Source organism: Myxococcus sp. NMCA1, from assembly GCF_026810205.1.
Taxonomy (GTDB): domain Bacteria; phylum Myxococcota; class Myxococcia; order Myxococcales; family Myxococcaceae; genus Myxococcus; species Myxococcus xanthus_A.
In genome coordinates this window covers 5,506,370-5,532,232 of the sequence record NZ_CP113950.1, presented here as the reverse complement: position 1 = coordinate 5,532,232, position 25,863 = coordinate 5,506,370, and the positions used below count along the sequence as shown (strand labels likewise).

The 25,863-nt window shown below is 69.4% G+C and carries 24 protein-coding genes; 15 read left to right on the top strand and 9 right to left on the bottom strand.

The features are described 5' to 3' along the window. Nucleotides 1-94: 94 nt before the first annotated feature. The gene (locus tag OZ403_RS22760; protein ID WP_237077328.1) at nt 95-997 is read right to left on the bottom strand and encodes a DUF2381 family protein; all 903 of its coding nucleotides are present in this window, start codon (nt 995-997) and stop codon (nt 95-97) included. Between the two features lie 47 nt (nt 998-1,044). After that, nucleotides 1,045-2,886, bottom strand: a complete 1,842-nt coding sequence (locus tag OZ403_RS22755) for a serine/threonine-protein kinase (RefSeq protein WP_140792940.1) — start codon at nt 2,884-2,886, stop codon at nt 1,045-1,047. Between the two features lie 199 nt (nt 2,887-3,085). Between OZ403_RS22755 and OZ403_RS22750 the strand changes: the two genes are divergently transcribed. Further along, nucleotides 3,086-3,424, top strand: a complete 339-nt coding sequence (locus tag OZ403_RS22750) for a helix-turn-helix domain-containing protein (RefSeq protein WP_268781723.1) — start codon at nt 3,086-3,088, stop codon at nt 3,422-3,424. Nucleotides 3,425-3,439: 15 nt separating this feature from the next. Here OZ403_RS22750 and OZ403_RS22745 read toward each other — a convergent pair whose 3' ends face one another. Further along, a complete protein-coding gene (locus OZ403_RS22745; RefSeq protein WP_268781722.1) occupies nt 3,440-4,609 on the bottom strand; it encodes a serine/threonine-protein kinase in 1,170 nt (389 codons plus the stop codon). 242 nt (nt 4,610-4,851) lie between these two features. Between OZ403_RS22745 and OZ403_RS22740 the strand changes: the two genes are divergently transcribed. From OZ403_RS22740 to OZ403_RS22725, 4 genes are all read left to right on the top strand, one after another. Continuing rightward, nucleotides 4,852-5,628 carry an SDR family NAD(P)-dependent oxidoreductase gene (locus tag OZ403_RS22740; RefSeq protein WP_140792935.1) on the top strand — a complete coding sequence of 259 codons (777 nt, stop codon included), beginning with the start codon at nt 4,852-4,854 and terminating at the stop codon, nt 5,626-5,628. Continuing rightward, nucleotides 5,618-6,409, top strand: a complete 792-nt coding sequence (locus tag OZ403_RS22735) for a class I SAM-dependent methyltransferase (protein WP_268781721.1) — start codon at nt 5,618-5,620, stop codon at nt 6,407-6,409. The genes OZ403_RS22740 and OZ403_RS22735 overlap by 11 nt, the downstream gene beginning before the upstream one ends. Nucleotides 6,410-6,548: 139 nt before the next feature. After that, entirely contained in the window at nt 6,549-6,959 is a 411-nt protein-coding gene (locus tag OZ403_RS22730; protein WP_140792932.1) for a hypothetical protein, read from the top strand. A gap of 144 nt (nt 6,960-7,103) precedes the next feature. Continuing rightward, nucleotides 7,104-8,024, top strand: coding sequence for a hypothetical protein (locus OZ403_RS22725; RefSeq protein WP_268781720.1), 921 nt, complete (start codon nt 7,104-7,106; stop codon nt 8,022-8,024). Nucleotides 8,025-8,030: 6 nt separating this feature from the next. Here the strand turns inward: OZ403_RS22725 and OZ403_RS22720 are convergent, their stop codons facing one another. Then, nucleotides 8,031-9,572, bottom strand: a complete 1,542-nt coding sequence (locus tag OZ403_RS22720) for a ChaN family lipoprotein (protein WP_268781719.1) — start codon at nt 9,570-9,572, stop codon at nt 8,031-8,033. A 114-nt stretch (nt 9,573-9,686) separates the two neighbouring features. Here OZ403_RS22720 and OZ403_RS22715 point away from each other — a divergent pair, with 114 nt between their 5' ends. After that, entirely contained in the window at nt 9,687-12,503 is a 2,817-nt protein-coding gene (locus OZ403_RS22715; protein ID WP_268781718.1) for a TonB-dependent receptor plug domain-containing protein, read from the top strand. Further along, nucleotides 12,503-13,342, top strand: a complete 840-nt coding sequence (locus OZ403_RS22710; RefSeq protein WP_268781717.1) for a 5'-nucleotidase C-terminal domain-containing protein — start codon at nt 12,503-12,505, stop codon at nt 13,340-13,342. The genes OZ403_RS22715 and OZ403_RS22710 overlap by 1 nt, the downstream gene beginning before the upstream one ends. A 36-nt stretch (nt 13,343-13,378) precedes the next feature. Here OZ403_RS22710 and OZ403_RS22705 read toward each other — a convergent pair whose 3' ends face one another. After that, nucleotides 13,379-13,639: a TIGR04563 family protein gene (locus OZ403_RS22705; RefSeq protein ID WP_140792925.1), complete on the bottom strand. Its 261-nt coding sequence runs from the start codon at nt 13,637-13,639 to the stop codon at nt 13,379-13,381. Between the two features lie 6 nt (nt 13,640-13,645). Beyond that, a complete protein-coding gene (locus tag OZ403_RS22700) occupies nt 13,646-13,849 on the bottom strand; it encodes a TIGR04563 family protein (RefSeq protein WP_002638649.1) in 204 nt (67 codons plus the stop codon). Between the two features lie 454 nt (nt 13,850-14,303). On the opposite strand from OZ403_RS22700, the gene tilS reads away from it, so the two are divergent. Together tilS and ftsH are read left to right on the top strand one after the other, a co-directional pair. After that, entirely contained in the window at nt 14,304-15,659 is a 1,356-nt protein-coding gene (gene tilS / locus OZ403_RS22695; protein WP_140855575.1) for a tRNA lysidine(34) synthetase TilS, read from the top strand. A gap of 180 nt (nt 15,660-15,839) precedes the next feature. Continuing rightward, nucleotides 15,840-17,756, top strand: coding sequence for an ATP-dependent zinc metalloprotease FtsH (ftsH, locus tag OZ403_RS22690; protein WP_140792921.1), 1,917 nt, complete (start codon nt 15,840-15,842; stop codon nt 17,754-17,756). Nucleotides 17,757-17,855: 99 nt separating this feature from the next. Here ftsH and OZ403_RS22685 read toward each other — a convergent pair whose 3' ends face one another. From OZ403_RS22685 to OZ403_RS22675, 3 genes are all read right to left on the bottom strand, one after another. Next, a complete protein-coding gene (locus OZ403_RS22685) occupies nt 17,856-18,782 on the bottom strand; it encodes a pirin family protein (protein WP_140792919.1) in 927 nt (308 codons plus the stop codon). A 31-nt stretch (nt 18,783-18,813) separates the two neighbouring features. Beyond that, nucleotides 18,814-19,509 carry a pirin family protein gene (locus OZ403_RS22680; protein ID WP_140792917.1) on the bottom strand — a complete coding sequence of 232 codons (696 nt, stop codon included), beginning with the start codon at nt 19,507-19,509 and terminating at the stop codon, nt 18,814-18,816. A 128-nt stretch (nt 19,510-19,637) separates the two neighbouring features. Then, nucleotides 19,638-20,519 carry a LysR family transcriptional regulator gene (locus OZ403_RS22675; protein ID WP_140792915.1) on the bottom strand — a complete coding sequence of 294 codons (882 nt, stop codon included), beginning with the start codon at nt 20,517-20,519 and terminating at the stop codon, nt 19,638-19,640. 134 nt (nt 20,520-20,653) lie between these two features. Between OZ403_RS22675 and OZ403_RS22670 the strand changes: the two genes are divergently transcribed. The 6 genes from OZ403_RS22670 (at nt 20,654) to acpS (ending at nt 25,860) form a co-directional block, all read left to right on the top strand. Further along, nucleotides 20,654-21,202, top strand: coding sequence for a YceI family protein (locus OZ403_RS22670; RefSeq protein WP_140792913.1), 549 nt, complete (start codon nt 20,654-20,656; stop codon nt 21,200-21,202). A gap of 72 nt (nt 21,203-21,274) precedes the next feature. After that, a complete protein-coding gene (locus OZ403_RS22665) occupies nt 21,275-21,706 on the top strand; it encodes an OsmC family protein (RefSeq protein WP_268781716.1) in 432 nt (143 codons plus the stop codon). Between the two features lie 59 nt (nt 21,707-21,765). Beyond that, nucleotides 21,766-22,980 carry a dihydropteroate synthase gene (folP, locus tag OZ403_RS22660; protein ID WP_140855569.1) on the top strand — a complete coding sequence of 405 codons (1,215 nt, stop codon included), beginning with the start codon at nt 21,766-21,768 and terminating at the stop codon, nt 22,978-22,980. A 261-nt stretch (nt 22,981-23,241) separates the two neighbouring features. Beyond that, nucleotides 23,242-24,636, top strand: a complete 1,395-nt coding sequence (gene glmM, locus OZ403_RS22655; RefSeq protein ID WP_140792906.1) for a phosphoglucosamine mutase — start codon at nt 23,242-23,244, stop codon at nt 24,634-24,636. Between the two features lie 111 nt (nt 24,637-24,747). Next, nucleotides 24,748-25,473 (top strand): pyridoxine 5'-phosphate synthase, encoded by a 726-nt coding sequence (locus OZ403_RS22650; protein WP_140792904.1) that lies wholly within the window; start codon nt 24,748-24,750, stop codon nt 25,471-25,473. A gap of 6 nt (nt 25,474-25,479) precedes the next feature. After that, complete coding sequence (gene acpS, locus OZ403_RS22645; protein WP_011554351.1) at nt 25,480-25,860, top strand: holo-ACP synthase; 381 nt, start codon at nt 25,480-25,482, stop codon at nt 25,858-25,860. The last annotated feature ends 3 nt before the right edge of the window (nt 25,861-25,863 follow it).

Sequence of the window (25,863 nt, the reverse complement as noted above, 5' to 3'; positions counted from 1 at the left end):
CGACCCACGGAGCGGATGCGGCGCTTCACCTCTCCGTGGAGGCGCTCCAGGCCATCAACAAACGTGCGCGGCAACACCTGGCCGCCCCGTCAGCTCACGGGAACTCGATGTTGCCGAGGATGATGGGGCGCTTGCCGTCCTCCGCCCACAGCGTCAGGGTGAAGGGGCCTCGGGGCGCGCCTTCCACGGGTTCGGTCTCCACCAGGACGTCCATTTCGTCGCCGGGGTTGAGGATGGCGGGTGCCCACACTCGCGCGACTTTCAACTCCGCGCCATCCGGCCCCACAAGTGCCGCGCCGGTGGCCTGCCATGGTTTCGCGCCCAGTGGGTTCTTCAGGCCCACCGCCACCAGAATACTCCTGGCCCGGAAGGTCAGGCCGGAACGGAGCACCAGGCTGTTCCTCGCGTGCTCTCGGACGTCCAGGAACTCTCTTGCAGCGACGCCGGTGCGGCCCATGTCTCCACTCACCCGCAGCCCCATCAGGCCACCGGGGCGTGCCTGCGCTGTTCGCAGCTGCGCATTCTCCTCGCGCACTTCCTGAAGCACCCGCCGTGTCTCCAGCAGCTCTCGCTGGAAGGAGGCTGCCGTGCGCGCTCGACGGAAGATCTCCACCTGCCGTTCTGCCCGTGCGGGCGTCTCCATGACGAGTTGAAGCGTGGCCTGGGTGGGGACCGCTCCATCCGCGAAGTAGACGGTCAGCGTGGCGCGGGACTCGTCGGCTACTGGCTCCTCGGGCACCATGATGAGGAGTTCCCGGTCCACCACCTGACGGAAGCGTCCTGGTCCGGACGCCTCAGCGCGCACCAGGGGGGTGTCGAAGCGGAGCACCGTGGCGACACCTTCTCCGACCCGGATTTCGGGTGGCCGGCCGCACCGCTCCGCGCCCAGCTCAACGGGGCGTTCCGTCGGCTCCCGACAGGAGGCGGGCTGGGCGCGCGCGGGCGCCGCCACCAGCAGGAAAGCGAGAGCAAGAGGAATGGGCAGTGGCGTGGGCACGGACAATCACTTCCCTGGTGGGCGGAACAAGCCGTTGGCGGAGGTCACTATTCGAAGCGATTCACGGCGTAGAGCACGGCGGTGTTGCTGACCGTGGCGATGCCTGGGCCTGGGTCGCCGCCCTTCCGCCGGATGCCGCGTACTCCGTACTGTTCGACCATCTCCAGGCACACGGGGATGAAGTCACCTCCACGGGTGTAGGCCTGGGTGAAGCGGCCATAGACGCGGTCGGCGAAGATGAGTTCGCCCACTGCTTTTCCCGAGGTCAGGGGGCCGAAGTTTGTACCGAGTTCGACCTGGACGCGGCCTTCGCGAACGGGAACGGGCTCTCCAAAACGCTTGTCGTCGACGAAGGCGAGGCTGGTGGCGTCGCCGATGCGAATACCGGCCCGCTTCATGGCTTCCACCGCGCCGGGGGGACAAGGTTCGCCGGGAGGCGCCGGCCGCACCTGCGGGCCGCTGGGGCAGCCCAGGCCCGAGCAGGCGGCGACAGCCACCATCGTCCGGGCCGCTGCCTTGAGGGCCCGCGCGCTGGAGGCGGGCTGCTGGGGAGTCGTCACGCTGTCGGGCATCTGCTTCACGGGGAGCTCTTCCTTCTTCGGGTGCGCCACCTCGGCGGTGACGGCCGCGAGGGTGGGCCCGGGACTGGGCAGGGTCGCGGCCTGCTCACTTTCCGGCGGGCCACCGGGCAAAGCCACTTCCCGGATGGGATTGCCCACGGCACCCGGCGTGGGTGTCGCCACCCAGAGCCACGCACCCACCGCGCACGCCAGCCCCGCGAGCACCACGGCCCAGCGAGCCACACGTCCCCGCGCAGGCGTTCGTGGCGCCGCGGCTTCGGGGGCACGTATTTCCAGCGGTGGCTTGTGGGGCAGGGGCCCGCGCCTGGGCGAGTCCCAGCGAGCGTCACCTGCCTCGACCCACATCGCCAGCGCGGCGTCATTGTCGTCCTCGGACCCGGAGTCGGGGCCGGGTGTTTCCGCATCCTGCCGCCAGTCGCACAAAGGCGCGTCCCATGCCGCGTCGGCGGCTGCGAGTGCCCGCTCGACGTCCGCGCTCAGTGCCTCCGCGCTCCCTCGGGCTTCGGGGGCCTTGGCCAGCAGCCGCAGACACAGTTCGCTCAGCGCCGGTGGCACGCGCGGATTCACCGTGTGGGGAGCGCAAGGCGCCTCGGAAATGACGGCCTCGATTTCCGTGGGGGTCACCACCTCCAGGAAGGGAGGGCGGCCGGTGAGCATCCAGTAGAAGACGACGCCGAGCGCGTAGACGTCATCCGCTGGCCCGCACCGGTATCGGGGGTCCGTGGCCGCGCTGCTGGCCCTGCGAAACGCCAGCGCCTCCGGGCTGCGATAGCGCATGGTGCCCGGCGGCAGGACGCCCTGGGTGAGGCGGGGGGCTCCGGCGAAGTCGCCCACGCCGAAGTCCACCAGGACGGGCTCACCGTCCGGCTCCCGCACCATGACGTTGGATTCCTTGAGGTCGCGGTGCACGACCCCCGCCGCGTGCGTGGCCTCCAACCCCAGGGCCATGCCGCGCAGCAGCCGTGCCACCTGTCGAGCGCTGGGGTTCTCCTCTTCCACCCACTGGTGCAGGGTCCGTCCTCGCACGCACTCCATCGCCAGGTAGAACAACCGGGGCTCCACGCCTGGGAACTTGCCGCAGGCGCGAAAGGCCACCACGTTGGGGTGGCGCAGGCGCAGGAGGATGGCGCACTCGCGCTCCGGCCACCCCGCCATCCGGTGGAGGTACTGGAGCTTGAGCGCGACCTCCTCGCCGTCGCGCATCGCGAGGTACACGTCGCCGCACGCGCCGCTGCCCAGCCGCTTGCCCAGGGTGAAGCCCGCGATGCGTGTCCCCGGCGAATCTTCTCGCCTCTGCGCTTCCGCCATGCCGTCTCCCAGGGGCTTCCCACCCGGCGGGCCCCACCTGAAGTGTCACCAGACGCCAGCAGGACCCCGCCGGGAGGATGCCGTTCTCGCTACTGCCAGGGAAGATGAAAGTGCTTGGCCTGACATGGTCCTGAAGGGTTTAGGGCCGTGCCATCCACTCGGCGGTCCCCGGGGTTTGGGCTAGGCTTCCGGACGAGCCATGGACGAAGAACTGGGAGCGACGTTTGGAAAGGCCGTGCGCGAGGCGCGAGCGCGGCTGGGGTTGACGCAGGTGGAAGTGGCGGCGCTGTTGGACATGCACCCCATGGTCTACAGCCGGATGGAGCGGGGGAAGATGTTGCCGCGCGTGTCCACGCTCCGGAAGGTGGCCATGGTGCTGCGGACCTCCACGGATGAATTGCTGGGCCTCGCCCGGGAGGGCCGCACGGGCGCGAAGAAGCAGTCCTCGCTGCAACGGCGGCTGATGACGCTCTCGGAGACGCTGGACGACGAGAAGCTCAAGGCGCTCGTCGTGATGGCGAGCGCCCTGTCCCGTTAGCACCAGGGCCCGGCTTCAAGCGTCCTTGGGGCCCCGCCCCGACAGCTCATGGGCCTCGAGGCCCGATGGGAAGAGACTCTCGTCGAGCAGTTCGACCTCGTCGCGTACCGCGCTGGCGTCGCTGATGAGCCGTGTCAGCTCCGCGGCCATGTCGGCCCTGCCGAAAGGGCGGCCGGTGCGACGGACTTCCTGGACGAGGCATTCCCGAAGTGCCTCGCACAGCGCCCCCGCCGAGCCGAAACGCTTCGTCGCGTCCTTGTGCAGCATCCCGTGAAGGCCGGCGCGCACCTCGGGCGGCAGGCTCGCGGCGGCTCGCTCCACGTCCTGGGGACCATGCTCCTCCAGCAGCATCAGCATCTGTGTGAGCGGCAGGGAAGGGGGCTCCTCCAAGCGCAGCTCACGCGACTTCGCACGCGGTGGCTCCAGCGCATCCGCCGCGGCCGCGAACAGGTGCCGTCCCGTGGCCAGCTCCAACAGCACCAGCCCCAGCGAGAAGAGGTCCGAGGCGGCGGTCAGCGTCTTACCCGCGAGGTATTCGGGGGACGCATAGGCCACGTCGCCCTTGAGCAGCGCCTCCGCCGTCTCTTCCCGGCCGACCAGGTGTGAATAGGCCACGCCAAAGTGCGTCAGCTTCACCTCGCCCGTACGCGCTACCCGCACGTTGCGGGGACTGACGTCGCGATGAATCAGTCCCAGGAGCCGGCCCTGCGCGTCCTTGAGCGAGTGGGCATGGTGCAGGGCGTCCGCCAGCTCCGCGGCGACGTGGAGCGCGAAGGCCAGGGACACGGGCTTCCCCCGCATGGCCATGAGGTCCAGCACGGTCTCCAGCGACGGCCCGTCCACGTGCTCCATGATGATGTACGGCTTGCCCCGGTGAATCTTGAAGTAGTGCACCTGGGCGACGTTGGGGTGGTGGAGGCGGTAGGCCAGTTGCACTTCCTCCACCAGCCGGTGCCGGCGCGCGGAACTCGCGGGGCTGCGCACGCGCTTGATGACGACGGGGCCGGCGAGCCCGTGCCGCTGGTAGCGGTCGGCCAGGAGCAACTCCTCGCCGTTGGCCCGGCGCTCCAGCATGCGGACGAACTCGAACCGCGTGTGCTCCACCGAGAAGAGAACGTGCCGCCGTTCGAACGTGAAGATGGAAGGTTCGTCCTGGGGGGTGGGCGTGAGGCGGTGCGAGGCCAATGGCGACTCCTTGGTGTAGACTTGAAAGGGTTATGCCTAGATAAACATGGATTTGGCGCGGAGAGGAAGCCGGTCCCGGCGCGGGGGCAGGGCGGATTTTTCCGCTGGCCTTCACGTCAATGGACGGGCTCTTGTCAGGCGCCGGGGCCTCTTCTCGTCGTGAGCCGCCGGACGCCACCGGTGTGCCCGGGACTCCGCCGCGAAGCGGCCCCGTGAAAGCACGACCCGAGGAGAACACCCGGATGGACACAGAGCTGCAGGGCAGAGGCGTCCTGGTCACGGGCGGCGCCGGAGGAATCGGCACCGCCCTGGTCCATACCTTCGCGGAAGAAGGCGCGAAGGTGGCAGTGCACTACCACTCCAGTACCGAGAAGGCCCAGACGCTGGCGCGTGACGTTTGCGGCGCCGCGCTGCGCGCGGACCTGACGGTGGAGGCCGACGTGGACGCGCTGGTTCCCGCGGCGGTGGCCGCGCTGGGACGGTTGGACGTGCTGGTGTGCAACGCGGGGGTATGGCCCGCCCCGGATGAACCTGTCTGGGAGATGTCCTTGACGCGCTGGCGCCGCACGCTGGCGGAGAACCTGGACAGCGTCTTCCTGTGCTGCCGCGCCTTCCTTCGGCACGTGGCCACCACGAAGACGGGCAGCATCGTCATCATCAGCTCCACGGCGGGGCTGTTCGGTGAAGCAGGACATGCTGACTACGCCGCCGCCAAGGGCGCGCTGGCGAGTGGCTTCCTCAAGAGCCTCAAGAACGAATTGGGCCGCATCGCGCCCCTGGGCCGCGTCAACGTCGTGTGCCCGGGATGGACGGCGGTGGACCGCAGCCGCGACAAACTGGCCCAGCCGGGCTTCGTTGAACGCATCACGCGGACGATGCCGCTGCGCAAGGTGGCGCAGCCGGTGGACGTGGCGCGGGCGGTGGTGTCGCTCGCGTCGGATCGAATCTCCGGACATGTGACGGGTGAAGTCGTCACTGTCGCCGGAGGCATGGAAGGAAGGGTGCTGCATGACGACTGAATTGGACGTGCGGACGTACAACCGCGAGGCGTGGGACCGTCAGGTGGCCACGGGCAACAAGTGGACGCTTCCCGTCAGCCCAGAGGTCATCGCCGCGGCGCGCAAAGGCGAGTGGAGCATCGTCCTCACTCCCATGAAGCCGGTGCCGCGCGAGTGGTTCGGCGACGTGAGGGGCAAGGACATCCTTTGCCTCGCGGGCTCGGGTGGACAGCAGGCCCCGGTGCTGGCGGCGGCGGGCGCCCGGGTGTCGGTGCTGGACAACTCGCCCGCGCAGCTCGGCCAGGACCGCATGGTGGCGGAGCGCGAGGGCCTGGAGCTGCGGCTGGTGGAGGGCGACATGCGCGACCTCTCCGCCTTCGAGGACGCGAGCTTCGACCTCATCTTCCACCCGTGCTCCAACGGCTTCGTGGACGCGGTGCGTCCCGTGTGGCGTGAAGCGGCGCGCGTGCTGCGCCCCGGCGGCGTGCTTCTGTCCGGCTTCACCAACCCCGTGAACTACCTGTTCGACCTCTCCTTGGAGAAGCAGGGCATCTTCACGTTGAAGTACCGGATGCCCTATTCGGACTTCACCAGCCTGTCCGACGAGGAGCGCCGCCGCTTCACGGACGCGGGCGAGCCGCTCTGTGTGGGGCACTCCCTGGAGGACCAGCTTGGCGGTCAGGCGGATGCGGGGCTCGCCATCATTGGCCTCTTCGAGGACTCGTTCGGTCCGGAAGATGCCCTGTCGCAGTACTACAACGGCTTCATCGCCACCCGCGCGATGAAGCTCCCAGCGCGGTAGGGCGTGGGGCAGGGAAGCAGGCGCGAAAGGCGTCCGCTCGGGCGGATTTAACCTTTCGCGCCGCGCGGGGTTTTTCAGGGCATGAGGCGACGGGAAGGCCGGCCCCCGAAGCCTCAGTCACCCTGAGGAGCAAACCACGATGAAGCTCATGACCGCCCTGCGTTCCGTTGCTGTCGCCTCGCTGTTCATCACCGCGCCCGTGCTGGCCCAGACGGCCGCGCCCGAGTCCGCAAATCCGCCTGCCGCGGACTGCAAGGGGCACGGTGGGCACGGTGGGCACCACCGGCACAAGGGCAAGAAGCACGGGAACAAGATGGCCCGTATGGAGCACCGGATGGACAAGGCCGTGGCCGAGGGAAGGCTCTCCCAGGCCCAGGCCGACCAGTTCAAGGCCGAGGGCCGCCAACTGCGTGAGGAGATGAAGGCCCAGCGTGAAGCCTCGGGCGGCCAGCTCTCCGACGCGCAGAAGGACGAGATGCGATCGAAGATGCGCGCCTTCCGCGAGAAGGTGAAGTCGGCCATGCAGGCGAACGCGCCGCAGAAGACGTAGTCCCGTGCCAAACGCCAGGGAGGGGGCGGCGGATGTGCCGCCGACCCTCCGGCGGTGGCGGACACCGTGTCGGCGCACGCGGCGTGGCGCGTCGTGGGCGGCTGGCGCAGAATGCGTGGACCTGCCTTCGCGGACGAGGTCCTCATGCGCGTGTTCCCATTGCTGGCCGTCGCCGTTCTCTTCTTCGGTTGCGGCGCGCGCTCGGGCCGCGTGAAGCCCGAGGGCCCGGAGTCCACGGTGGCCGTTCCGGATGACGCGGAGCTGCGCCGGGTGCAGACGCGGGCGAAATACCTCTTCGATGCGGAGCGCGCCGCCATCTTCGCCACGGATCGGCTCCTCATCCAGGACGCGCTGGACCGCTCGCGCATGGAGTGGTTCTTCACGGTGCCTCGTGAGGACGGGTGGTACGCCCTCTTCGGCACCTTGGACGATGCGGGCACCTTCACCCCGGCCTATGCCTTCAAGGCTCCGCGTGACGACGCGGAGCAGATGGCTCCGCTGCCACTCAACGAGCTGCCCGGGGACTTCAGCCCCGTCGCCCGAGCGGTGAAGACGTCGATGCTGGCCACGGTGGAGGCCTTCGAACGGGGGACCATCAATCCGGTGGTCTTCGTGGAGGAGGATGGTGACCTCACCGTCTATGTCCTCCAGGGCACGCGGGACCCCATGCGCTTCTATCTCGGTGGGGACATCCGGTTCCGCTACGGCCCTGACGGGCGCACGCAGCGGGAGGCGGTGCGGCTGCACCAGAACGTCTTCGCCATCAGTCTGGAGCCTGGGCCGGAGGGTGAGCTGTACCAGGGCTCGGCCCACTCCCACGTCCTCTTCGGGGGGCCGTTGGAGACGGAGCTGGCGACGCTGATGCTCTACCCGGAGCTGGGCGCGCTCACGGTCATCCACGCCGCGTCCCGCATCGCCTACTTCCTGACCCCGGACGGAGCCATCCGGGTGCTGAGCGAAGCGCCGGAGCGGCAGCGGATGTTGAAGCCGGATGGGACGTTCGGCCCGCTCGACATGGAGGAGGAAGCCGCGCCTTCGCCTCCCTCGGGACAGGTTGACTTGTAGCCGGGCTCAGATGCCCAGGCGTTCCGCCCAGGCGAAGTAGGCCGCGCGCGGGTCCACGAAGGGGTCGCGGAACAGGGCCTGCACCTCCGCCTTGGCCACCTGGCCACTGTCGAAGGCCTGGTACAGCCGGTCTCCGAGCAGATAGCCCAGGGCGTGGCTGACGCCGTGGAACAGCCGGTCCTTGCGCAGGGGGAGGAGCTTCACGGCTTCCTCCGGCGCTTCCGCCTCCGTGGCCTTGTGGGCCAGCACGAAGGCGGCGATCTGCCGCTCCACGCCGCGGCTCTCGCCGAAGCGCTTGGCCCACTCGGCCACGCCCAGGCAGGTGCGCCGGGGGTTCACCAGCTTCGAGCCGAAGAAGCCCAGCGCCTCTTCCAGACAGCGCGCGTAGAAGGCCTCCGAGGCGCCGCGCGGCGCGTCCATGGCGTCACCCACGGCGCAGTGCCGGACGAAGTGCGCCGCTTCCTCCGCCGCGTGGTTCAGTGACAGCGACGCCAGGTAGGCCACCCGCGCGCGCGGGATGTAGCTGCTCTCGCGGGAGAGGATGTGGCGGCGAAGCTGGGTCAGCTCGGCCTGGGTGAAGCGTCCGCGCCGCTGGATTCGCGCCAGGACGTCGCCGTCCGCGGCGGTGGCCACGTCCACCGTGTCCAGGGAACGGCCCACGGGCACGCCGGCGAGCCGGCCGATCAGCGCGGACATTTCACGGAAGCGCTCGGCGGCGCCGCGATCCAACAGCGGGGCGTCTCCGGCCTCCGCCTCCAGGTAGTCCAGGAAGCTCTGCTGGCACACCACGGGCGAGGCGTTCATCAGGCACAGGGTGCCGTCGGCCAGCTCCACGGCCTCCGCGGCGCCAACGCGGCCTTCGCGAGCCAGCCGCCACCAGACGCCCTCCGCGTTCTGGTACACGACCAGCCCCTTGCGCGTCTCCGTGCCGAGCGCGCGCTCCACCTGCGCGGGCAAGTGGCAGGGCGCCACGTGGTACTGGCCCACCAGCACCATGACCAGCGGCCGGTCCGGCGCGCGGGCGGCGCGGGCGATGCGTTCGGCGGCGTAGGCGTCGCGAAGCTCCAGCGAGCGCTCACCCTGCGCCCGGCGGTCGATGCCCACCACTTCCAGCTTCTGCTTGCGCGCGAAGGAGAGCAGGGCGCGTGTATTGGACCAGACCCCCGAGCCGTGTCCCAGCTTCGCCAGCAGGGAGCGCTCGGTGACGCGGCCGGCGCGCCATGCATCCACGGTGGCCTGGTGACGGCCCTCCACGCACTCCAGCGCCAGGATGACGCGGCGGCCCGAGGCCTGAGCCCGCTCCACCAGTGCGAGGTAGGTCTCCTGCGCGAGCGGGAGCGTGTGGTAGTCGCCGACGTAGACGACGTCCGCCGACTGTACCTGTTGGTACACGGCGGGCAGCGTCGTGACGCTCCGGTATCCCGAGGTGCGCCGCCGGAAGCGGGCCTCGTAGGTTCGGAATGATGCCGTCTGTCCGTCAACCACTCGGGCAATCTGCGCGCGCTGGCGTCGGAACAGGGCGAGGTGCAAGGCGAGCGAATCGCGCATGGAGTGCCGCAATCCCTCGCACGCCACCGCAGGCCCGGCAAAAAAACGGCGCGTCCGCGTGTCGGGTGCGTTCCTTGACTGGGACGGAGGGCCAATGGACCATGGCCCTCAGCCTTGAAGACCGCACACGCTCGCGCGACCCTCCTCAGCCTGGTCCTCATCATGGCGGTGCCCGGCCGCGCCGAGGAACCGGGGCTCTTGCATTCCCCGCCAGAACGCGCCGAGCCGCGTGTCGCGCTGCAACTCGACGGCACGCTGGTGGAAGGCCGCCGCGTCCTCGAGCTGTACGTGCGCTACCGAGGCCCGGGCGAGCCCTACGCCCGCCGCCCCATGGAGCGGGAGTACGGCGACCTGTACCGGGCCGTGATTCCCGCGGAGCACGTCGTCCCCCCCGGCATCGAGTACTACGTCGAGGGCCTCACCGCGGATGGCCAGCGCGTGCCGCTCTTCCAGTCCGCCGCGCGCCCCGCGCGCGTGCTCGTGGGCGGCGAGACGCCGGCCAGTGCGTCCATCGTCCGGCCCACGCCGCCTCCCGAGCGCCGGCCCCCGCCGAGCCGGACGCCCCCGCGCGCCGCTCCTCCCGAGCGCACGCCGCCTCCCGAGCGCACGCCGCCGCCTGAGCGCTCCCGGGCGCAGGTGGAGGCGCCGCGAAAGGATGCGCCCCCGTCGACGCCGCAGGACGACTCCATGGCCGCGCTCGCGGCGGACCTGCCCGCGGATGCGCCCACGGAGGCTTCGTCGCCGGCACGGCCGTCCCGGACCTCCGCGGCGGCAGGCAGCGCGCCCGCGTCGCGTGAGCCGGCGACCCCACGTTCCGAGCTGGAGGAGGACTTGGCCCTCTACAGTGCCGAGGACACGCTGGCCCTGGCCACGCGCCACGAGGCGGCGGTGCGGACGGTGCCCGCCATTGGCGCCTCGTTCAGTCAGCAGCAGCTGCGTTCCCTGGGCGCGCGCACCGTGGCGGACGTCCTGGACGTGGTGCCCGGCCTGTCCGTCAGCAGGGATGTGCAGGGCTTCCACCGCACCGCCATTCGTGGCCTGCGCAACGACGCGGAGGTGCTCTTCCTCCTCAACGGCCACCGCCTCAACAGCTTCTTCGACGGCAAGGCGCTGATGAACCTGCCGGTGGAGAACCTGGAGCGGGTGGAGGTCATCCGCGGCCCCGGCTCCGCTCTCTATGGCGCAGGTGCCTTCCTGGGCGTGGTCAACATCGTCACGGACACGTCGGACGGCGTTCGGACGGCCGTGTCCGTCGGCGGCTACCCGGGCCAGGACGACCGGCTCGCCGTCACGGGGAACGGACACCTCTCCGCGGGGCACACCGCCGGGAACCTGCGCGTCTTCGCGGACATTGACGTGTGGAGCCAGGCCGGTGACTCCACCGTCATCGAGAACGACGGTCTGGACGACGAGACGCGCTCGCAGGGGCTACGCGACGTGACGGACCCCGCGGGGCGCACCCGCGACGAGCGCTTCCTCTTCAACGCGGGCGCGGGCGCCACCTACGCCATGGGCGACGCGGGCCGCCTGGGGGCCTCCGCGCGCTTCCTCACCGAACGCCGCAGCGCCCTGGTGGGCCTCTTCGACACGGTGGGCGAGGACTCCAAGCTGGGCTGGAATGTCTTCCTCGCGGACCTGACCTGGGAGCGCTCCTTCGGACCCGACGTGACGCTCCGCGCGCGGGCCGCGTATGACCAGCAGTCCACCGACCGCTTCTTCCAGATCACGCCTCACGACTTCAGCACCGGCACGGGCACGAACCGCCTGTTCGAAGAGGGGATGCAGGAGCAGACGCGCGTCTCCGTGCGCTCGCTCACCGGTTCCGTGGACGCGGACGTGGCCCTGGGCGCCTACAACCGCCTCTCTGTGGGCGCGGTGGTGGAGCAGCAGTCGCTGGGCGAATACGACTACGTGACGAACTACACCCTGGACGCCCAGGTGCGTCCGGACGGCCTGGCGCGGCCGGAGGGCCTGGTGGACCTGACGAGCGGTGCCGCGTCCCGCCGCCTCAACGTGGGCCTGTTCGCGCAGGACCAGTGGACCGTCGTCAGCGCGCTCACGCTCACGTTCGGCGTGCGCATGGACGCCACCCAGTTGCCCACCGTGGATGCGTCCGGCGCCATCAACGGCACCCGCTTCGTGCCCACCCTCAATCCGCGCGTGGGGCTGGTGTTCGCCGCCACCGACGCGCTGGTGCTCAAGGCCCTCTACGGGCGTGCCTTCCGCGCCCCCACGCTGCAGGAGCTGGTCGAGCGCATTCCGGACACGGATTACAACCAGGGCCGCTTCGAGGGGAACCCGCGCCTCCAGCCCGCCACGGTGGACACCTTCGAGCTGGGCGCCGACCTCATCCAGGCGGCGGGGGACGCACGTGTGCGGCTGCGCGCCAACGCGTACGTGGCCTTCTTCGGCTCGCCCATCGTCCCCGTGGATACGTCCGGCAACATCGTCCCGCTGCGCAACCGCGAGCTGGGCGTGCGCGTGTACGGCGTGGAGGGCGAGGCCCGGCTGGAGGCCTCCAAGCGCGCGTATGCGTGGCTCAACGCCAGCATCTCCCGCGCGGAGGACCTGGAGCTGCCCGCCCAGTCCCGCCTGCTCACCGACACGCCGCAGGCGCGCTTCAACGCGGGCGTGACGATGCCCATCGGCGCCTATGTGAACTTCGACGTGGTGGTGCGCACGGGCGCGGAGCGGCGCAACAACAGCCGCTCCGTGCTGGAGCTCATCCGCCGCTACAAGATTCCGTCCTACAGCCTCATCACCGCGCAGCTGCGCACCGAGCCCATCCTGGAGCACTTCGAGGTGGCCCTGGTGGCGCACAACCTGTTCGACAACGACCTTCGTGACGACGTGCCCCGTCCGGACCGCGTCCCCGGCCTGCTGCCGCGCGAGGGCATGTCCGGATTCCTCACCGTGAGGGCCCACTACTGATGCCGCGCTCCCGCTCCCTCTTCACCGCGCTCACCTTCGCCCTGGGCGCCTTCCACGGCGGCTGCATCGCCTACAACGATTCGTGCCAGCCCCTGGTGGAGGACCCGGACGCCGTCGTGGGCTACCTGGCCCACGACGTGCTCCTCGACAAGGTCTACACCCGGCACGACAACAACGCGCTGGGCCAGCTCGTCGCGGATGCGCTCCTCCACGCGGAGGATGAATCCACGCGCCCCGCGGTGCTGGGGGTCGTCAACGGCGGCTCGCTGCGCCAGGAGGGCTTGTGCGTCACGCGGACCTCGCTGCGCCAGGGTGCGCTCACCGACGGCGTGCTGCATGAGCTCATCCTCTTCGAGAACCTCGTCGTGACGGTGGACCTCACGGAGAAGGAGCTCGTGGACATGATGGAGCTGTCCGTGGGCGCGCTGTACCTGGAAGGGCAGAGCATCGCCTCGCCCTCCGGCGCCTTCCTCCACGTGTCCGAGGGCAGCTCGCTGCGCGTGGACTGCGCCCAACCGAGAGGTTCGCGCGTGCGTGAACTGACGGTGGGTGGGGTGCCTGTGGAACTGCCGCCGCGCGACGACACGTCCATCCGCTACCGCGTGGCCATGAACGCGTACATCCTGGAGGGCGGAGACGGTTACGGCGCGGCGCTGGGCAACGCGGGACAGAACCCCGACCGCAACCCGGTGCAGGTGCGTAGGCTGGGGGGGATGGAAGCCAACCTCGCGTCAGCGTACATGAAGACGAAGCACCCAACGCCCGTGCAGGCGCTGCGCGAGCAGTCGCGTGTCGTCTTCCAGAACTGCGCCCTGCCCGCGAGGCCCGCGGGCAGGTGAGGGTGGGGGACCGGGCGTGGAGCCGGCCCTCCGGAACTACTTGGGCTCTTCGGAAGGCGCCGCCGCGACGGCCGTCACCGGCTGAGCCGGGGCGGGCGCGGGGGCCGCGGGACGAAGAGGCGGGCTGAGCACGTCGTTGACCGACGGCATCTTCCGGATGTCCCCGCGCGCCACCTTCCACGCTTGCTGGACAATCCAGGACAGCGAGCGGTCTTGCCGCGTCGCCTCACGCTGGATCTCCTCCAGCATGTCCTCGGGGAAATAGAGACTCTGTTTACGATGGTCCGTCGTAGCCATCCGTCGTTACTCCTCCCGAGGGTCCTGGCGCTCGTCGCCAGTCACGTCATTCACGGCGGGGAACGACTTGATGCGCTCGCGGGCGATCTTCCACGCCTGCTGCACGACCCAGGAAAGGGAGCGGTCCTGACGGGTCGCCTCTTCCTGGATCTCCTTCAGCATCTCCTCGGGGAAGTACAGCGACTGCTTGCGCTTGTCGGTGCCTGCCATACTTGGGTCTCCGGGGCGGATTCGGGGTGACGACCTGAACACACCTGGGCCGTTATCCGACAGACTCCCAAGAGGGTCAACGGTTTCCAAGGACTCATTCCGAGGTCGCACGGTCCGTCCCCTTGCTCGTCCAGTTGCACGTAAGCTGTGCAACCATGCGCGAAAAAGGAAACGCCCCGGACTCCACGAGGAAGTCCGGGGCGCTTCGGAAAGAGGGACCGCCAGGAGAAATCTCCAGGCGGACCCGTGGACCCAGAGGGGGAGGGGGGGGACCCCTAGGTCCAACAGCTCAAAATTCGACCGTCTCAAGAACAGCGTTCGCGGCCGCGTGTATTTCCGCTACCGCATCAACGCCGATTCGATGTTGTGACGATCATAAGAATCAGCCCCCCTGCCTTCAACCGCACGTGCCTCTGTAACCCGCTCACCCGACACTCCATTCCACCGCGGTCCGATGCCCCGTCATGATTCCGCCACGCAGCTGCTGACGACGACGCTTCAAGAGGCGTACACCCGGCTGGGACTCGAGGGAGGGTCGGTGCTGCTCGCCGTTTCCGGCGGCGCGGACTCCACGGCCCTTCTGGTGGGAACCGCGCACGTCGCCGAGCGACTCCGGCTTCGCGTGGAGGTGGCCTCGCTGGACCATGGCCTGCGCCCCGAAGCCGCGGGGGAAGCCCGCCAGGTGTCCGTCCTGGCGGCCGCTCACGGGCTACCCTGCCACGTCCAGGCGCTGCGGCTGCATCCAGGGGCCGGCATCGAGGCGCGCGCGAGGGAGGCTCGCTACGCGACGCTGGAGGCGCTCCGCCGTGAGCGGGGCCTGGACGTGGTGGCCACCGCGCACACCGCCACGGACCAGGCGGAGACGCTGCTCATGCGCCTGGCACGAGGCACCGCCCTGCGCGGCGCGGTGGGCATCCACGAAGCGCGCCCCGGACTGGTGCGCCCCCTGCTGTCGTGCACGCGGGAGGACGTGGTGGCCTTCCTGGCGGAACAGGGTGTCGCCTACACGACAGACCCGATGAACGCCGACCCTGTCCACTTCCGGACGCGCGTTCGCCTTGGAGTGCTACCCGTTCTGTCGCGCGCCGCCGGTTTCGCCGTGGAGAAGCACCTGGCCGCCTTCGCGCGGGTGGCCGCGGAGGACGAGTCGCTGCTGGCGTCCATGGCGGACGCGGCCTTCGACCGGCTGCGTCTGGAGGATGGCGCCCTGGATGCGGTGGGCGTGCGCGCGCTGGAGCCCGCGCTGCGCCGGCGGGTGCTCGCCCGGCTGGTGGCCAGCACGGAGGCCGTGGTGGATGAGGCCACGCTGGCCCGCGTGCAGCGCGCGGTGGCCCAGGGCGGCACGGCCACGTTGGGGCGGGGCTATGTGCTGCGCGCGACCAGCGGACGGGTGCGCTGCGTGCGGCAGGTGCCGCCCCCCCCACCGGCTGAACTTCGGCTGGAGCACGCGGGGGCGCGGGGCGCGCTCGCGGGGACGGGTTGGAATTTTTCCGTCGAGTTCGGACCTCCACCTGCGGGCGTGCTCGGGCTGGCGCTCGGGGACGGGACGCGCTGGCCGCTGACCGTGCGGACACGTCGCCCCGGCGACCGGGTGTGCACTGCTGGGGGACAACGCAAGCTTCAAGATGTGTTGGTTGATTTTCGGGTGCCCGCGGAAGCACGGGCCACGCGGCCGGTGGTGGCGGATGCCGAGGGGCAGGTGTTGTGGCTCCCCGGCCTCTGGCCACCGGTGGTTCCGCGTGCGGCCGCCAGGGAGTACCTCTGGGCGGTTCCCCCCGGTTCGAGCATTCAGCGGACCGCGGCGTTATAGAGTGGCAGAGTCGCAGTTCGGGGGATGGGCGCGGCCCCCTAAATAGTTGAGGGCTTTTTGCTGTTGCTGATACGGTCCGCCGCTGGGTAGCTCGCCTGGTGTCGGCCAAGTGATGGATAAAGCTGGGGTTCTTCCCAGCGCGGCCCTCATCCCGCCGAGTTCCGAAAGGGCAGCTGACACGTGCGTTCGACTTACAAGACCATCGGGCTCTGGGTCATCCTGATCGTCCTCTTCGTCGCCTTCTACAATTTCTTCTCCCAGGGCAACGACCAGGTCCAGGAACCGTCCTTCACCCAGTTGCTGACGAAGGTGGAGGAGAAGAAGGTCAAGGAGGTTGCCGTCAAGGGCAACACCTATTCCGGCAAGTTCACCGACACGTCGGAGAAGTTCCGCACGACGGGGCCGGCGCCGGATGCGGCCATGCTGAACCAGCTCCGCAGCAATGGCGTGGACGTGAAGTACGAGCGGGAGGAGCAGAACAGCCTCTGGCTGACCATCCTCGGTCAGTGGATGCCGGTCGTCTTCCTGTTCCTGTTCTTCATCTTCTTCATGCGCCAGCTGCAGGGTGGCAGCGGCAAGGCGATGACCTTCGGCAAGTCGAAGGCCAAGCTCCTCAGCGAGAGCCACAACAAGGTCACCTTCGCGGACGTGGCCGGCGCGGACGAGTGCAAGGAAGAGCTCGAGGAGATTGTCGCCTTCCTCAAGGACCCGAAGAAGTTCACCAAGCTGGGCGGCCGCATTCCCAAGGGCGTGCTGATGATGGGCTCGCCGGGAACGGGCAAGACGCTGCTCGCCCGCGCGGTGGCCGGCGAGGCCGGCGTGCCGTTCTTCTCCATCTCCGGCTCGGACTTCGTGGAGATGTTCGTGGGCGTCGGCGCCAGCCGCGTCCGTGACCTCTTCGAGCAGGGCAAGAAGAACGCCCCCTGCATCATCTTCATCGACGAAATCGACGCCGTGGGCCGTCACCGTGGCGCGGGCCTGGGCGGTGGACACGACGAGCGCGAGCAGACGCTCAACCAGCTCCTGGTGGAGATGGACGGCTTCGAGTCCAACGACGGCGTCATCCTGATTGCCGCCACCAACCGTCCGGACGTGCTGGACCCGGCGCTCCAGCGTCCCGGCCGCTTCGACCGGCGCATCGTGGTGCCGCGTCCCGACGTGAAGGGCCGCCTGGGCGTGCTGAAGGTGCACACCCGCCGCGTGCCGCTGGCGCCGGAAGTGGACCTGGAGGTCATCGCTCGCGGTACGCCGGGCATGACGGGCGCGGACCTGGAGAACCTCGTCAACGAATCGGCGCTGATGGCCGCGCGGCAGAACAAGGAGCGCGTGGACCTGAGCGACTTCGAGGCCGCCAAGGACAAGGTCTTCATGGGTCCCGAGCGGCGCTCCATGATCATGACCGAGAAGGAGAAGCGGAACACCGCTACCCACGAGGCGGGCCACGCGCTGCTGGCCAAGCTGCTTCCGGGCTGCGACCCGCTCCACAAGGTCACCATCATCCCGCGCGGCCAGGCCCTGGGCGTCACCTGGAGCCTGCCCACCGAGGACAAGGTCAACGGCTACAAGAAGCAGATGCTGGACCAGATCTCCATGGCCATGGGCGGGCGCATCGCCGAAGAGCTCATGTTCGACGAGATGAGCAGCGGCGCCGCCAACGACATCGAGCGTGCCACCGAGACGGCCCGCGCCATGGTGTGCCGCTGGGGCATGAGCGAGAAGATGGGCCCCCTGGCGTTCGGCAAGAGCGACGGTGAGGTGTTCCTGGGCCGCGACTTCAACTCGTCCAAGGACTACTCCGAGGACACCGCCCGGCAGATTGACGCCGAGGTCCGCAGCATCGTCGTGGGCTGCTACGAGCGCGGCAAGCAGCTGCTGACGGAGAACATCGAGGCCCTGCGCCGCGTGACCGACGCGCTGGTGGAGTACGAGACGCTGGACGCCGAGGACGTCAACATCCTCCTCCAGGGCGGGCAGCTGACCCGTGAGCGTCCGCCCCCGCGCGTGAATGCGCCCCCGAAGGCGACGGAGAAGAAGGACAAGCGGAAGATCCTCGACGCGCTCGAGGGCCTGCCGGCGATGGAGCCGAAGAAGGCCTGAGCCTCACGCGCTTCCAGCGGTTGAGCTGAAATGAAGAAGGCCCTTCCCACGCTGCTGGGAAGGGCCTTCTGCTTTGCGGGCTCCCGGGGGCCCGCGCGCCTACGGGTAGCGCACCGGGAGGGGGGCCTCGGGCAGGGGGATGAAGTCCGTCTCGTCTGGGACGGCGGCGAAGCGGCCGGCCTTCCAGTCCTCCTTGGCCTGCTCCAGCCGCTCCTTCGAGCTGGAGACGAAGTTCCAGAAAATGTAGCGCGGCCCGTCCATGGGCTCTCCGCCGAGCACCAGCAGCCTCGCCGCCGCGGTGGCGTGGAGCGTGACGGCGCTGCCGGGCCGGAAGACGAGCAGCTCTCCTGGCTCGAAGGCCATGCCGTCCACCTCCACGGTGCCCTGGACGAGGTACATCGCCCGCTCCTCGTGCTCGGCCGGAACCACGAAGCGCGCGCCGGCCTCCAGCGCCACGTCCGCGTAGAACATGTCCGACAGCGTCCGCACCGGCGAGCGCTGACCGTGCACGGTGCCGGTGATGACGCGCATCCGCGCGCCCTCACCCTCGTGGCAGGGCATCTGGTCCTCGGGGTGGTGGACGAAGGCCGGGGCCGTCTCCTCGTGGCGCTTGGGCAGCGCCACCCACGCCTGCATGCCAAAGAGCTTGCTGCCCGCTGCGCGTGGGCCGGGGCCGGTGCGCTCCGAGTGGACGATGCCGTTGCCCGCCGTCATCCAGTTCACCGCGCCGGGGCGGATGGGCTGCACCGTGCCCAGGCTGTCCCGGTGCATGACTTCGCCGTCGAAGAGGTAGGTGACGGTGGCCAGCCCGATGTGCGGATGGGGCCGCACATCCAGGCCGTGGCCGGGTTGGAAGCCAGCGGGGCCCATCTGGTCCAGAAAGATGAAGGGCCCCACCATTCGGCGGCGGGCCGAGGGCAGCGCGCGCCGCACCTCGAACCCGTCGCCAAGGTCGCGTGAGGGCGCGACGATGAGTGTCTCCATCGAAGGGGGAAGCTGCTCCGCGTTCAAGTCGTCCCGGCTCATGTCGTGCTCTCTTTCGTTCAGCGAGGTGGCCTCAGGCCAGGTCGAACAGCAGCGCTTCTACCGGCTCCGTGGCGGAGAGGACGAGCTGCGACTCGTCCGCCACCGCGACGCCGTCCCCGGCCTTCAGCTCCACGCCGTTGAGCGTGGCCTTGCCCCGCGCCAGCTGCAGCCAGGCGTGGCGGCCCGGAGCGAGCGTGTACGTCGCCTGCTCGCCTGTGCCCAGCAGCGTCGCGTGAAGCACCACGTCCTGGTGCACCGTGAGACTGCCGTCGCGGGCGTCCGGGCTGGCCACCACCCGCCAGCGGCCCTGGCGCTCGGACTCCGGGAAGGCCTTCTGCTCGTAGCCAGGCGTCAGGCCCTTGCGGTCCGGGATGATCCAGATCTGCAGGAAGTGGAGGTTCTCATCCGCGCCGTTCATCTCGCTGTGCAGCACACCGGTGCCGGCCGTCATCCGCTGGACTTCACCGGCGCGCAGCAGGCCCTCGCCGCCCGTGCTGTCGCGGTGGGCAATGGCGCCGCTGAGCGGGTAGGTGATGATTTCCATGTCCCGGTGAGGGTGCGTGCCGAAGCCCTGGTGGGGCGCGACGCGGTCCTCGTTGATGACGCGCAGGGCTCGGAAGCCCATGAAGTCCGGGTCGTAGTAACCGGCGAAGGAGAAGGTGTGGTGGGAGTCCAGCCAGCCGTGGTTGGCGTGACCGCGGGCTTCCGAGGGGCGAATGGCAATCATGACGTTCCTTTCCGCGGCAGCGCCTGGATGGCGGCCGCTGTTTCGAGAGTCATGATGTGCGTGAGGGCCTTTCAGGACTAGGCGTGGACAATGGGAAGCATCGTTCCACGGATGGAACGATGTCCCGTTCAGCCGGGGATGGGCCAGTGCTCGCGCAGGCACTCCACGAAGGCCATCACCTTGGGGGAGTGGTGCCGCGTGCTCGGGTAGACGGCGTGGACGGGCGCGCCCGTGGAGCTCCAGTCCGGCAGGATGCGCTGCAAGCGCCCGGCGGCCAGCTCCGAGGTGAAGTGGAGGTTGGGGAGCAGGGCGATGCCGGAGCCTGCCCGCGCCACCGCGTAGAGCATGTCCGGCTCATTCACGACGACTCGGGCGGGCACCTTGACGTCCACCGAGCGGTTGCCGGAGTGGAGCGTCCAGACGTTGTTCTCCAGGCCCGCGCCGAAGAGGAGGCAGTCGTGCTTCTCCAAATCCTTCGGAGCCTTGGGCGTCCCGCGCGCCTTGAGATAGCTGGGCGCCGCGATGACGACGCGCTCCACGATGCCCAGCCGCCGCGCGATGAGTGACGAGTCCGCCAGCCGCCCGGCGCGAATCGCCACGTCGAAGCCTTCCGCCATCAGGTCCACGTTGCGGTCGGTACACACCATCTCGAGCTGGACCTCGGGGTACTGCTTGATGAAGGTGGACACCAGTGGCCCGATGAAGCTGAACGTCAGCGGCGTCGTCACGCGCAGCAGGCCATGGGGGGCGGCCTGCATCCGCGTCACGGCCAGCTCGGCCTGCTCCGCCTCCGCGACGATGCGCGCGCAGTGCTCGTAGTACGTCCGGCCCACGTCGGTGAGGCGCAGCTTGCGCGTGGTGCGCTGGAGCAGCTGCGCGCCGACCCGCGTCTCCAGCTCCGACACCTTCCGGCTCACCGTGGACTTGGGCATCCGCAGCCCGCGTGCCGCCGCGGTGAAGCTGCCGGCCTGTACCACGCGTGCGAAGACGAGCAGCTCGTTGAGGTCCATCTCCCGTCCTTCCCGGAGCGTTGTTCCGTGGGTGGAACAGTTCTTCCAGTCTGGCCCATCTAATCAAGCCCGGGGGACACCGCTACCTTCCTCCTCGTCGAACACACCGCTTCACACAAAAAGGAAGGCACCTCATGGCCACCACGACCTGGAACATCGACACCACCCACTCCGGCATCCACTTCTCTGTCCGCCACATGGTCATCGCGAAGGTTCGCGGCAGCTTCCGCAAGTACAGCGGCGCCGTTTCGCTGGACGAGCAGGACGTCACGAAGTCCTCCGTCGCCGTCACCATCGAGACGGCCAGCATCGACTCCGGCGTCGAGCAGCGTGACAACCACCTGCGCTCGCCGGACTTCTTCGACGTGGAGAAGTTCCCCAGCATCACGTTCAAGAGCACGAAGGTGGAGAAGGCGTCCGGCAACGGGCTGAAGGTGACGGGCAACCTGACCATCCGCGACGTCACCCGCGAGGTGGTGCTGGACGCCGAGCAGCTCGGCGTGGGCAAGGACCCGTGGGGCAACGTCAAGGCCGCGTTCGAGGCGAAGACGTCCGTGGACCGCCGCGACTTCGGCCTGACGTGGAACCAGGCGCTGGAGACGGGCGGCGTGCTCGTCGGTGAGAAGATTGAAATCGCCATCGAGGTCCAGGCGGTGAAGGCGCAGGCCGAGCAGGCCGCCTGAGCCACCCACGCGGACCGCTCCGGAGGCACCTTCACCGGGCCTCCGGTCCACCTTCTTCTCCCGGAGCCCCCCATGACGACCCACAGCCAGACCGAGAAGCCCGGAGCGTTTCGCCAGGTCCTGCAGACCGGCACCCATACCCTGCATGCGGACGTGGCCCCCGCGCTGGGCGGCGAGGACTCCGCGCCCGGCCCGCACGACTACTTCGACGCCGCGCTGGCGGCATGCAAGGCCCTGACGGCCACGTGGTACGCGAAGCGCAACGGCCTGGCCCTGGAGCGCGTGGAGACGCACGTCGAACGGGATGACTCGCGGGAGCGGCAGGGCACCTACACGCTGAAGGTGAAGCTGGCGTTCCACGGGGCGCTGTCACCGGCGGACAAGCAGCGGCTGTACAACGCCGTCGCGCAGTGCCCCGTCCACAAGCTGATGACGACGTCCACGGTGGACATCGTGACCGAGCCGCTCGAAGCCTGCGCCCCCGGGCGCGCTCGGGAGCGGTAGGGTAGGGAAGCGCGTCCCGTCCTGGTGACGGTACGCGGCCCCCTCCCTGGAGCCTCCCGATGATTCGCGCCCGCCCCCTGACTTCCGAGCCCCCGGAGGACCTCATCCTGGCCTTCCGGCGGATGGGGCTGACGGAGCCCACGCAACGGGCCCTGTTGGAGACGCTGCCCTTCACACGGCTCCTCCTCACCGGGCTGAGTCACCAGGACGAAGCCTTCCTGCAGACGCTGTCTGACGCGTTCCCCGCATGGCTTCCCGGTGACGCACAGGCCCGCCCGGGGACGGGGCTGCTGACGGGACGCGCTGAGCAGTTCCAGCGGCTGGTGACGGCCGCTCGCACCGACGCCCGGGGCTTGTCCTCGCTGGCATCGGCGGTGGCGTCCGCGCTGGCCGCGGGTGTGGCGCCGGCGGTGCTGACGCTGGGCGCCCGGCGCTTCGAGTGGGGCTCCCGCACCTACGTCATGGGCGTGGTGAACGCGACGCCGGACAGCTTCTCGGATGGCGGGCGCTATGCCGGGACGGAAGCCACCATCGCCCACGGTCTGGCCTTGGCCGAGGCGGGGGCGGACCTGCTCGACGTGGGCGGTGAGTCCACCCGGCCCGGCTCCCTGCCGGTGAGCGCCGACGAGGAGCTGGCGCGGGTGGTTCCCGTCATCGAGGGCCTGCGGGCCCGGACCGATGTGCCCCTGTCCGTGGACACCACCAAGGCCGCGGTGGCGCGCGAGGCGTTGAAGGCCGGCGCGCACCTCATCAATGACATCACCGGCTTCAGCTCCGATGCCGACCTGCCCCGCGTGGTGGCCGAGGCCGGCGCCGCCTGCTGCCTGATGCACATCCAGGGCACTCCGGCCACGATGCAGCAGGCGCCGCGCTACGACGACGTCGTCGAGGACGTGCTGGCCTTCCTGGAGGCCGCCATCATCCGGGCCGAGTCGGCGGGCATCCCCCGGGGGCACATCCTCCTGGACCCCGGCATCGGCTTCGGGAAGACCTTCGAGCACAACCTCTTCCTGCTTCGCCGCCTCCCGGAGCTGCGCGTGCTGGGGCTGCCGTTGCTGGTGGGCACCAGCCGCAAGGGCTTCCTCGGTCGGCTGGCGGGCGGCAAGCCGGCCTCCGAACGGCTGGCGGCGACGTTGGGCTCGGTGGCCTCCATGGCGACGCTGGGCGGGGCCGACGTGGTCCGCGTCCATGACGTGACCGAGGCCCGGGACGCGTTGGCCGTCGCGGACGCCATCCGGCGGTGCGAAGACGGAGGAACGCTCTACGCCCGGTAACAAAGTGTGGCTTACAGCCCTCAGGCTGTGGCCGAAAACTTCACCTTCCGCTGGCCGCTCCCCGAGCCGCCGTGTATGGACGGCGGCGATTCGGTTGGTACTGATTTCGCAACCTCTTTTAGTCTGCGCCGGCCCGCATGCCTGGGTGGTTGCCCAGGGGGCAGTGGGTTCCTAACTTCGAGCCCGCGTGGTGGGCGGGGTATAAGCCCCGACGTCGAGAGGCCGGCGCAGGCCCGGCGTGGGAAAGGCGGAGCGGCACACATGGCGTACAGGATGAACATGCCTCCCAAGGAGGCGCAGGCTTCCCAGAAGCTGTTCGGCACGGATGGTGTTCGTGGGAAGGCGAACGTCTATCCCATGACTGCCGAGGTCGCGATGCAGCTCGGGCGGGCGCTCGCGTTCCTCATCCGCAACGGCCCGCACCGCCACCGCGTCATTGTTGGGAAGGACACGCGGCTGTCCGGCTACATGCTGGAGCAGGCACTGGCCGCCGGCCTCACCTCCATGGGCGTGGACGTGGAGCTCGTCGGGCCGCTGCCGACCCCGGGCATCTCCAACATCACCACCTCCATGCGGGCGGACGCGGGCGCTGTCATCTCCGCGTCCCACAACCCCTACGAGGACAACGGCATCAAGTTCTTCTGGCGCGACGGCTTCAAGCTGCCGGACGAGACGGAAGGCAAGATTGAAGAGCTGGTGTCCAGCGGCTCCATCGACTCCATCCGGCCCACGGCCACGAAGATTGGCCGGGCCTTTCGCATGGAGGACGCGCGGGGCCGCTACATCGTCTTCCTGAAGGCCACCTTCCCGCGCGAGCTGACGCTGGAGGGGATGACCATCGTCGTCGACTGCGCCAACGGCGCGGCCTACAAGACGGCGCCCGCCGTGCTGGAGGAGCTGGGTGCCAAGGTGATTGCGCTCGGCGTTTCGCCGGACGGCAAGAACATCAACCACAAGTGCGGCGCGCTCTTCCCGGAGAACCTGGCCAAGACGGTGGTGAAGCACGGCGCGCATCTGGGCATCGCCCTGGACGGTGACGCCGACCGCCTCATCGTCGTGGACGAGAAGGGCAAGGTCGTCGACGGCGACGCCATCATGGCCATCTGCACGGGCGAGCTGGTGGCCCGCAAGCAACTGAAGAAGAAGATGTTGGTCTCCACGGTGATGAGCAACATCGGCCTGGAGCGCGCGGTGGCGCGTTGGGGCGTGAAGGTGGCGCGCACGCGCGTGGGGGACCGCTACGTCGTCGATGAGATGCGCCGCAACGGCTACAACCTGGGCGGCGAGCAGAGCGGCCACCTCATCTTCCTGGACCACACCACCACGGGTGACGGAACCCTGGCGGCGCTCCAACTGCTGGCGGTGATGTGCCGGGCGGGCAAGCCCCTGAGCGAGCTGGCCTCCATCTTCGAGCCCGTGCCCCAGACGCTGGTCAACGTCGCCGTGAAGCAGAAGAAGGAGCTGGGCGAGCTCCCGACGGTGATGAAGGTCATCAAGAGCGTGGAGCAGCGGCTGGGCAACTCCGGCCGGGTGCTGGTGCGCTTCTCCGGCACCGAGCCCAAGGCCCGCGTCCTCATCGAGGGCGAGGACGCCGCCCGCAACCAGGCCTACGCGAAGGAAATCGCGGACGCGCTGTCCAAGGCCCTCAGCGTCTGAGGGCCGCTGCGAACGGCGGTTGACTTCCGGACGCAGCCGGCGTGAAGAAGGGCCGGCGCGCACCGGGGCCCTTCGACAATCCCATGGCCGCGCACGAGCGAGGTGCGGTCGATGGGACAGCGACTGGGTGTCAACGTGGACCATGTGGCGACGCTGCGTCAGGCGAGGCGCACCACGTATCCGGATCCGGTGACGGCCGCGGCGCTGGCGGAGCTTGCCGGCGCGCAGCAAATCACCATCCACCTGCGCGAGGACCGGCGTCACATCCAGGACCGGGATTTGCGCATCCTTCGTGAGACGACGCAGACGCTCCTGAACCTGGAGATGGCCGCCACCGCGGAGATGGTGAAGATCGCCTACGAGCACAAGCCAGACGTGGTGACGCTGGTGCCCGAGCGCCGCGAGGAGCTCACCACGGAGGGCGGCCTGGAGGTCGCCAACCAGCGCGAGCACATCGCGAAGATCATCAAGAACCTGAAGGACGGCGAGATTTCCGTCTCGCTCTTCATCGACCCGGACCTGGACCAGGTGCGGGCGGCGCACAAGGTGAACGCGGACCGCATTGAGCTGCACACCGGCCGCTACTGCGAGGCGCGCAACGAGAAGGAGCGGGCCCGGGAGCTGGCGCGCATCATCGACGCGGCCAAGGCGGGCACCAAGCTGGGCCTGGGCGTGGCCGCGGGCCACGGGCTCAACTACGACAACGTGCAGCCGATTGCTCGCATCGCCGAAATCGACGAGCTGAACATCGGGCACGCCATCGTGGGGCGCGCGGTGCTAGTGGGCTTCGAGCGCGCGGTGCGCGAGATGCTCGAGCTCATGCGCAACCCGGGGTAGGGCGCCATGGGAATCCGCGGCCTGGGCCTGGACATCTGCTCCATCTCCCGCATTCAGCGCATCCTGGACGGGCCTCGCGCGGAGCCCTTCCTGAACCGCGTCTACACCGAGGCGGAGCGGGCCCTGTGCGGCCGGCGCAGTGACGCGGCCAGTGCCTATGCCGCGCGCTTCGCCGCCAAGGAGGCCCTGGTGAAGGCGCTGGGCGCGCCGCCGGGCATCCGCTGGAAGGACATGGAGGTCCGGCGGCAGGGCGGAGCGCCTTATTTCGCACTGTCCGGCGTGGCCCTGGAGGTCATGGAGGCGCGAGGACTGGAGGCCTTCCTCGCGCTGACCCACGATGCGGACGTCGCCGCCGCCACGGTGGTGCTCCAATCGAAAGGGGATTGAAGC

Coding starts and splice junctions, on each gene's coding strand:
- OZ403_RS22755 (WP_140792940.1), bottom strand. CDS start 2,886: ATGGCGGAAGCGCAGAGGCGAGAAGATTCGCCGGGGACACGCATCGCG.
- OZ403_RS22750 (WP_268781723.1), top strand. CDS start 3,086: ATGGACGAAGAACTGGGAGCGACGTTTGGAAAGGCCGTGCGCGAGGCG.
- OZ403_RS22740 (WP_140792935.1), top strand. CDS start 4,852: ATGGACACAGAGCTGCAGGGCAGAGGCGTCCTGGTCACGGGCGGCGCC.
- OZ403_RS22735 (WP_268781721.1), top strand. CDS start 5,618: ATGACGACTGAATTGGACGTGCGGACGTACAACCGCGAGGCGTGGGAC.
- OZ403_RS22730 (WP_140792932.1), top strand. CDS start 6,549: ATGAAGCTCATGACCGCCCTGCGTTCCGTTGCTGTCGCCTCGCTGTTC.
- OZ403_RS22725 (WP_268781720.1), top strand. CDS start 7,104: ATGCGCGTGTTCCCATTGCTGGCCGTCGCCGTTCTCTTCTTCGGTTGC.
- OZ403_RS22720 (WP_268781719.1), bottom strand. CDS start 9,572: ATGCGCGATTCGCTCGCCTTGCACCTCGCCCTGTTCCGACGCCAGCGC.
- OZ403_RS22710 (WP_268781717.1), top strand. CDS start 12,503: ATGCCGCGCTCCCGCTCCCTCTTCACCGCGCTCACCTTCGCCCTGGGC.
- OZ403_RS22705 (WP_140792925.1), bottom strand. CDS start 13,639: ATGGCTACGACGGACCATCGTAAACAGAGTCTCTATTTCCCCGAGGAC.
- OZ403_RS22700 (WP_002638649.1), bottom strand. CDS start 13,849: ATGGCAGGCACCGACAAGCGCAAGCAGTCGCTGTACTTCCCCGAGGAG.
- tilS (WP_140855575.1), top strand. CDS start 14,304: ATGCCCCGTCATGATTCCGCCACGCAGCTGCTGACGACGACGCTTCAA.
- OZ403_RS22685 (WP_140792919.1), bottom strand. CDS start 18,782: ATGAGCCGGGACGACTTGAACGCGGAGCAGCTTCCCCCTTCGATGGAG.
- OZ403_RS22680 (WP_140792917.1), bottom strand. CDS start 19,509: ATGATTGCCATTCGCCCCTCGGAAGCCCGCGGTCACGCCAACCACGGC.
- OZ403_RS22675 (WP_140792915.1), bottom strand. CDS start 20,519: ATGGACCTCAACGAGCTGCTCGTCTTCGCACGCGTGGTACAGGCCGGC.
- OZ403_RS22670 (WP_140792913.1), top strand. CDS start 20,654: ATGGCCACCACGACCTGGAACATCGACACCACCCACTCCGGCATCCAC.
- OZ403_RS22665 (WP_268781716.1), top strand. CDS start 21,275: ATGACGACCCACAGCCAGACCGAGAAGCCCGGAGCGTTTCGCCAGGTC.
- folP (WP_140855569.1), top strand. CDS start 21,766: ATGATTCGCGCCCGCCCCCTGACTTCCGAGCCCCCGGAGGACCTCATC.
- glmM (WP_140792906.1), top strand. CDS start 23,242: ATGGCGTACAGGATGAACATGCCTCCCAAGGAGGCGCAGGCTTCCCAG.
- OZ403_RS22650 (WP_140792904.1), top strand. CDS start 24,748: ATGGGACAGCGACTGGGTGTCAACGTGGACCATGTGGCGACGCTGCGT.
- acpS (WP_011554351.1), top strand. CDS start 25,480: ATGGGAATCCGCGGCCTGGGCCTGGACATCTGCTCCATCTCCCGCATT.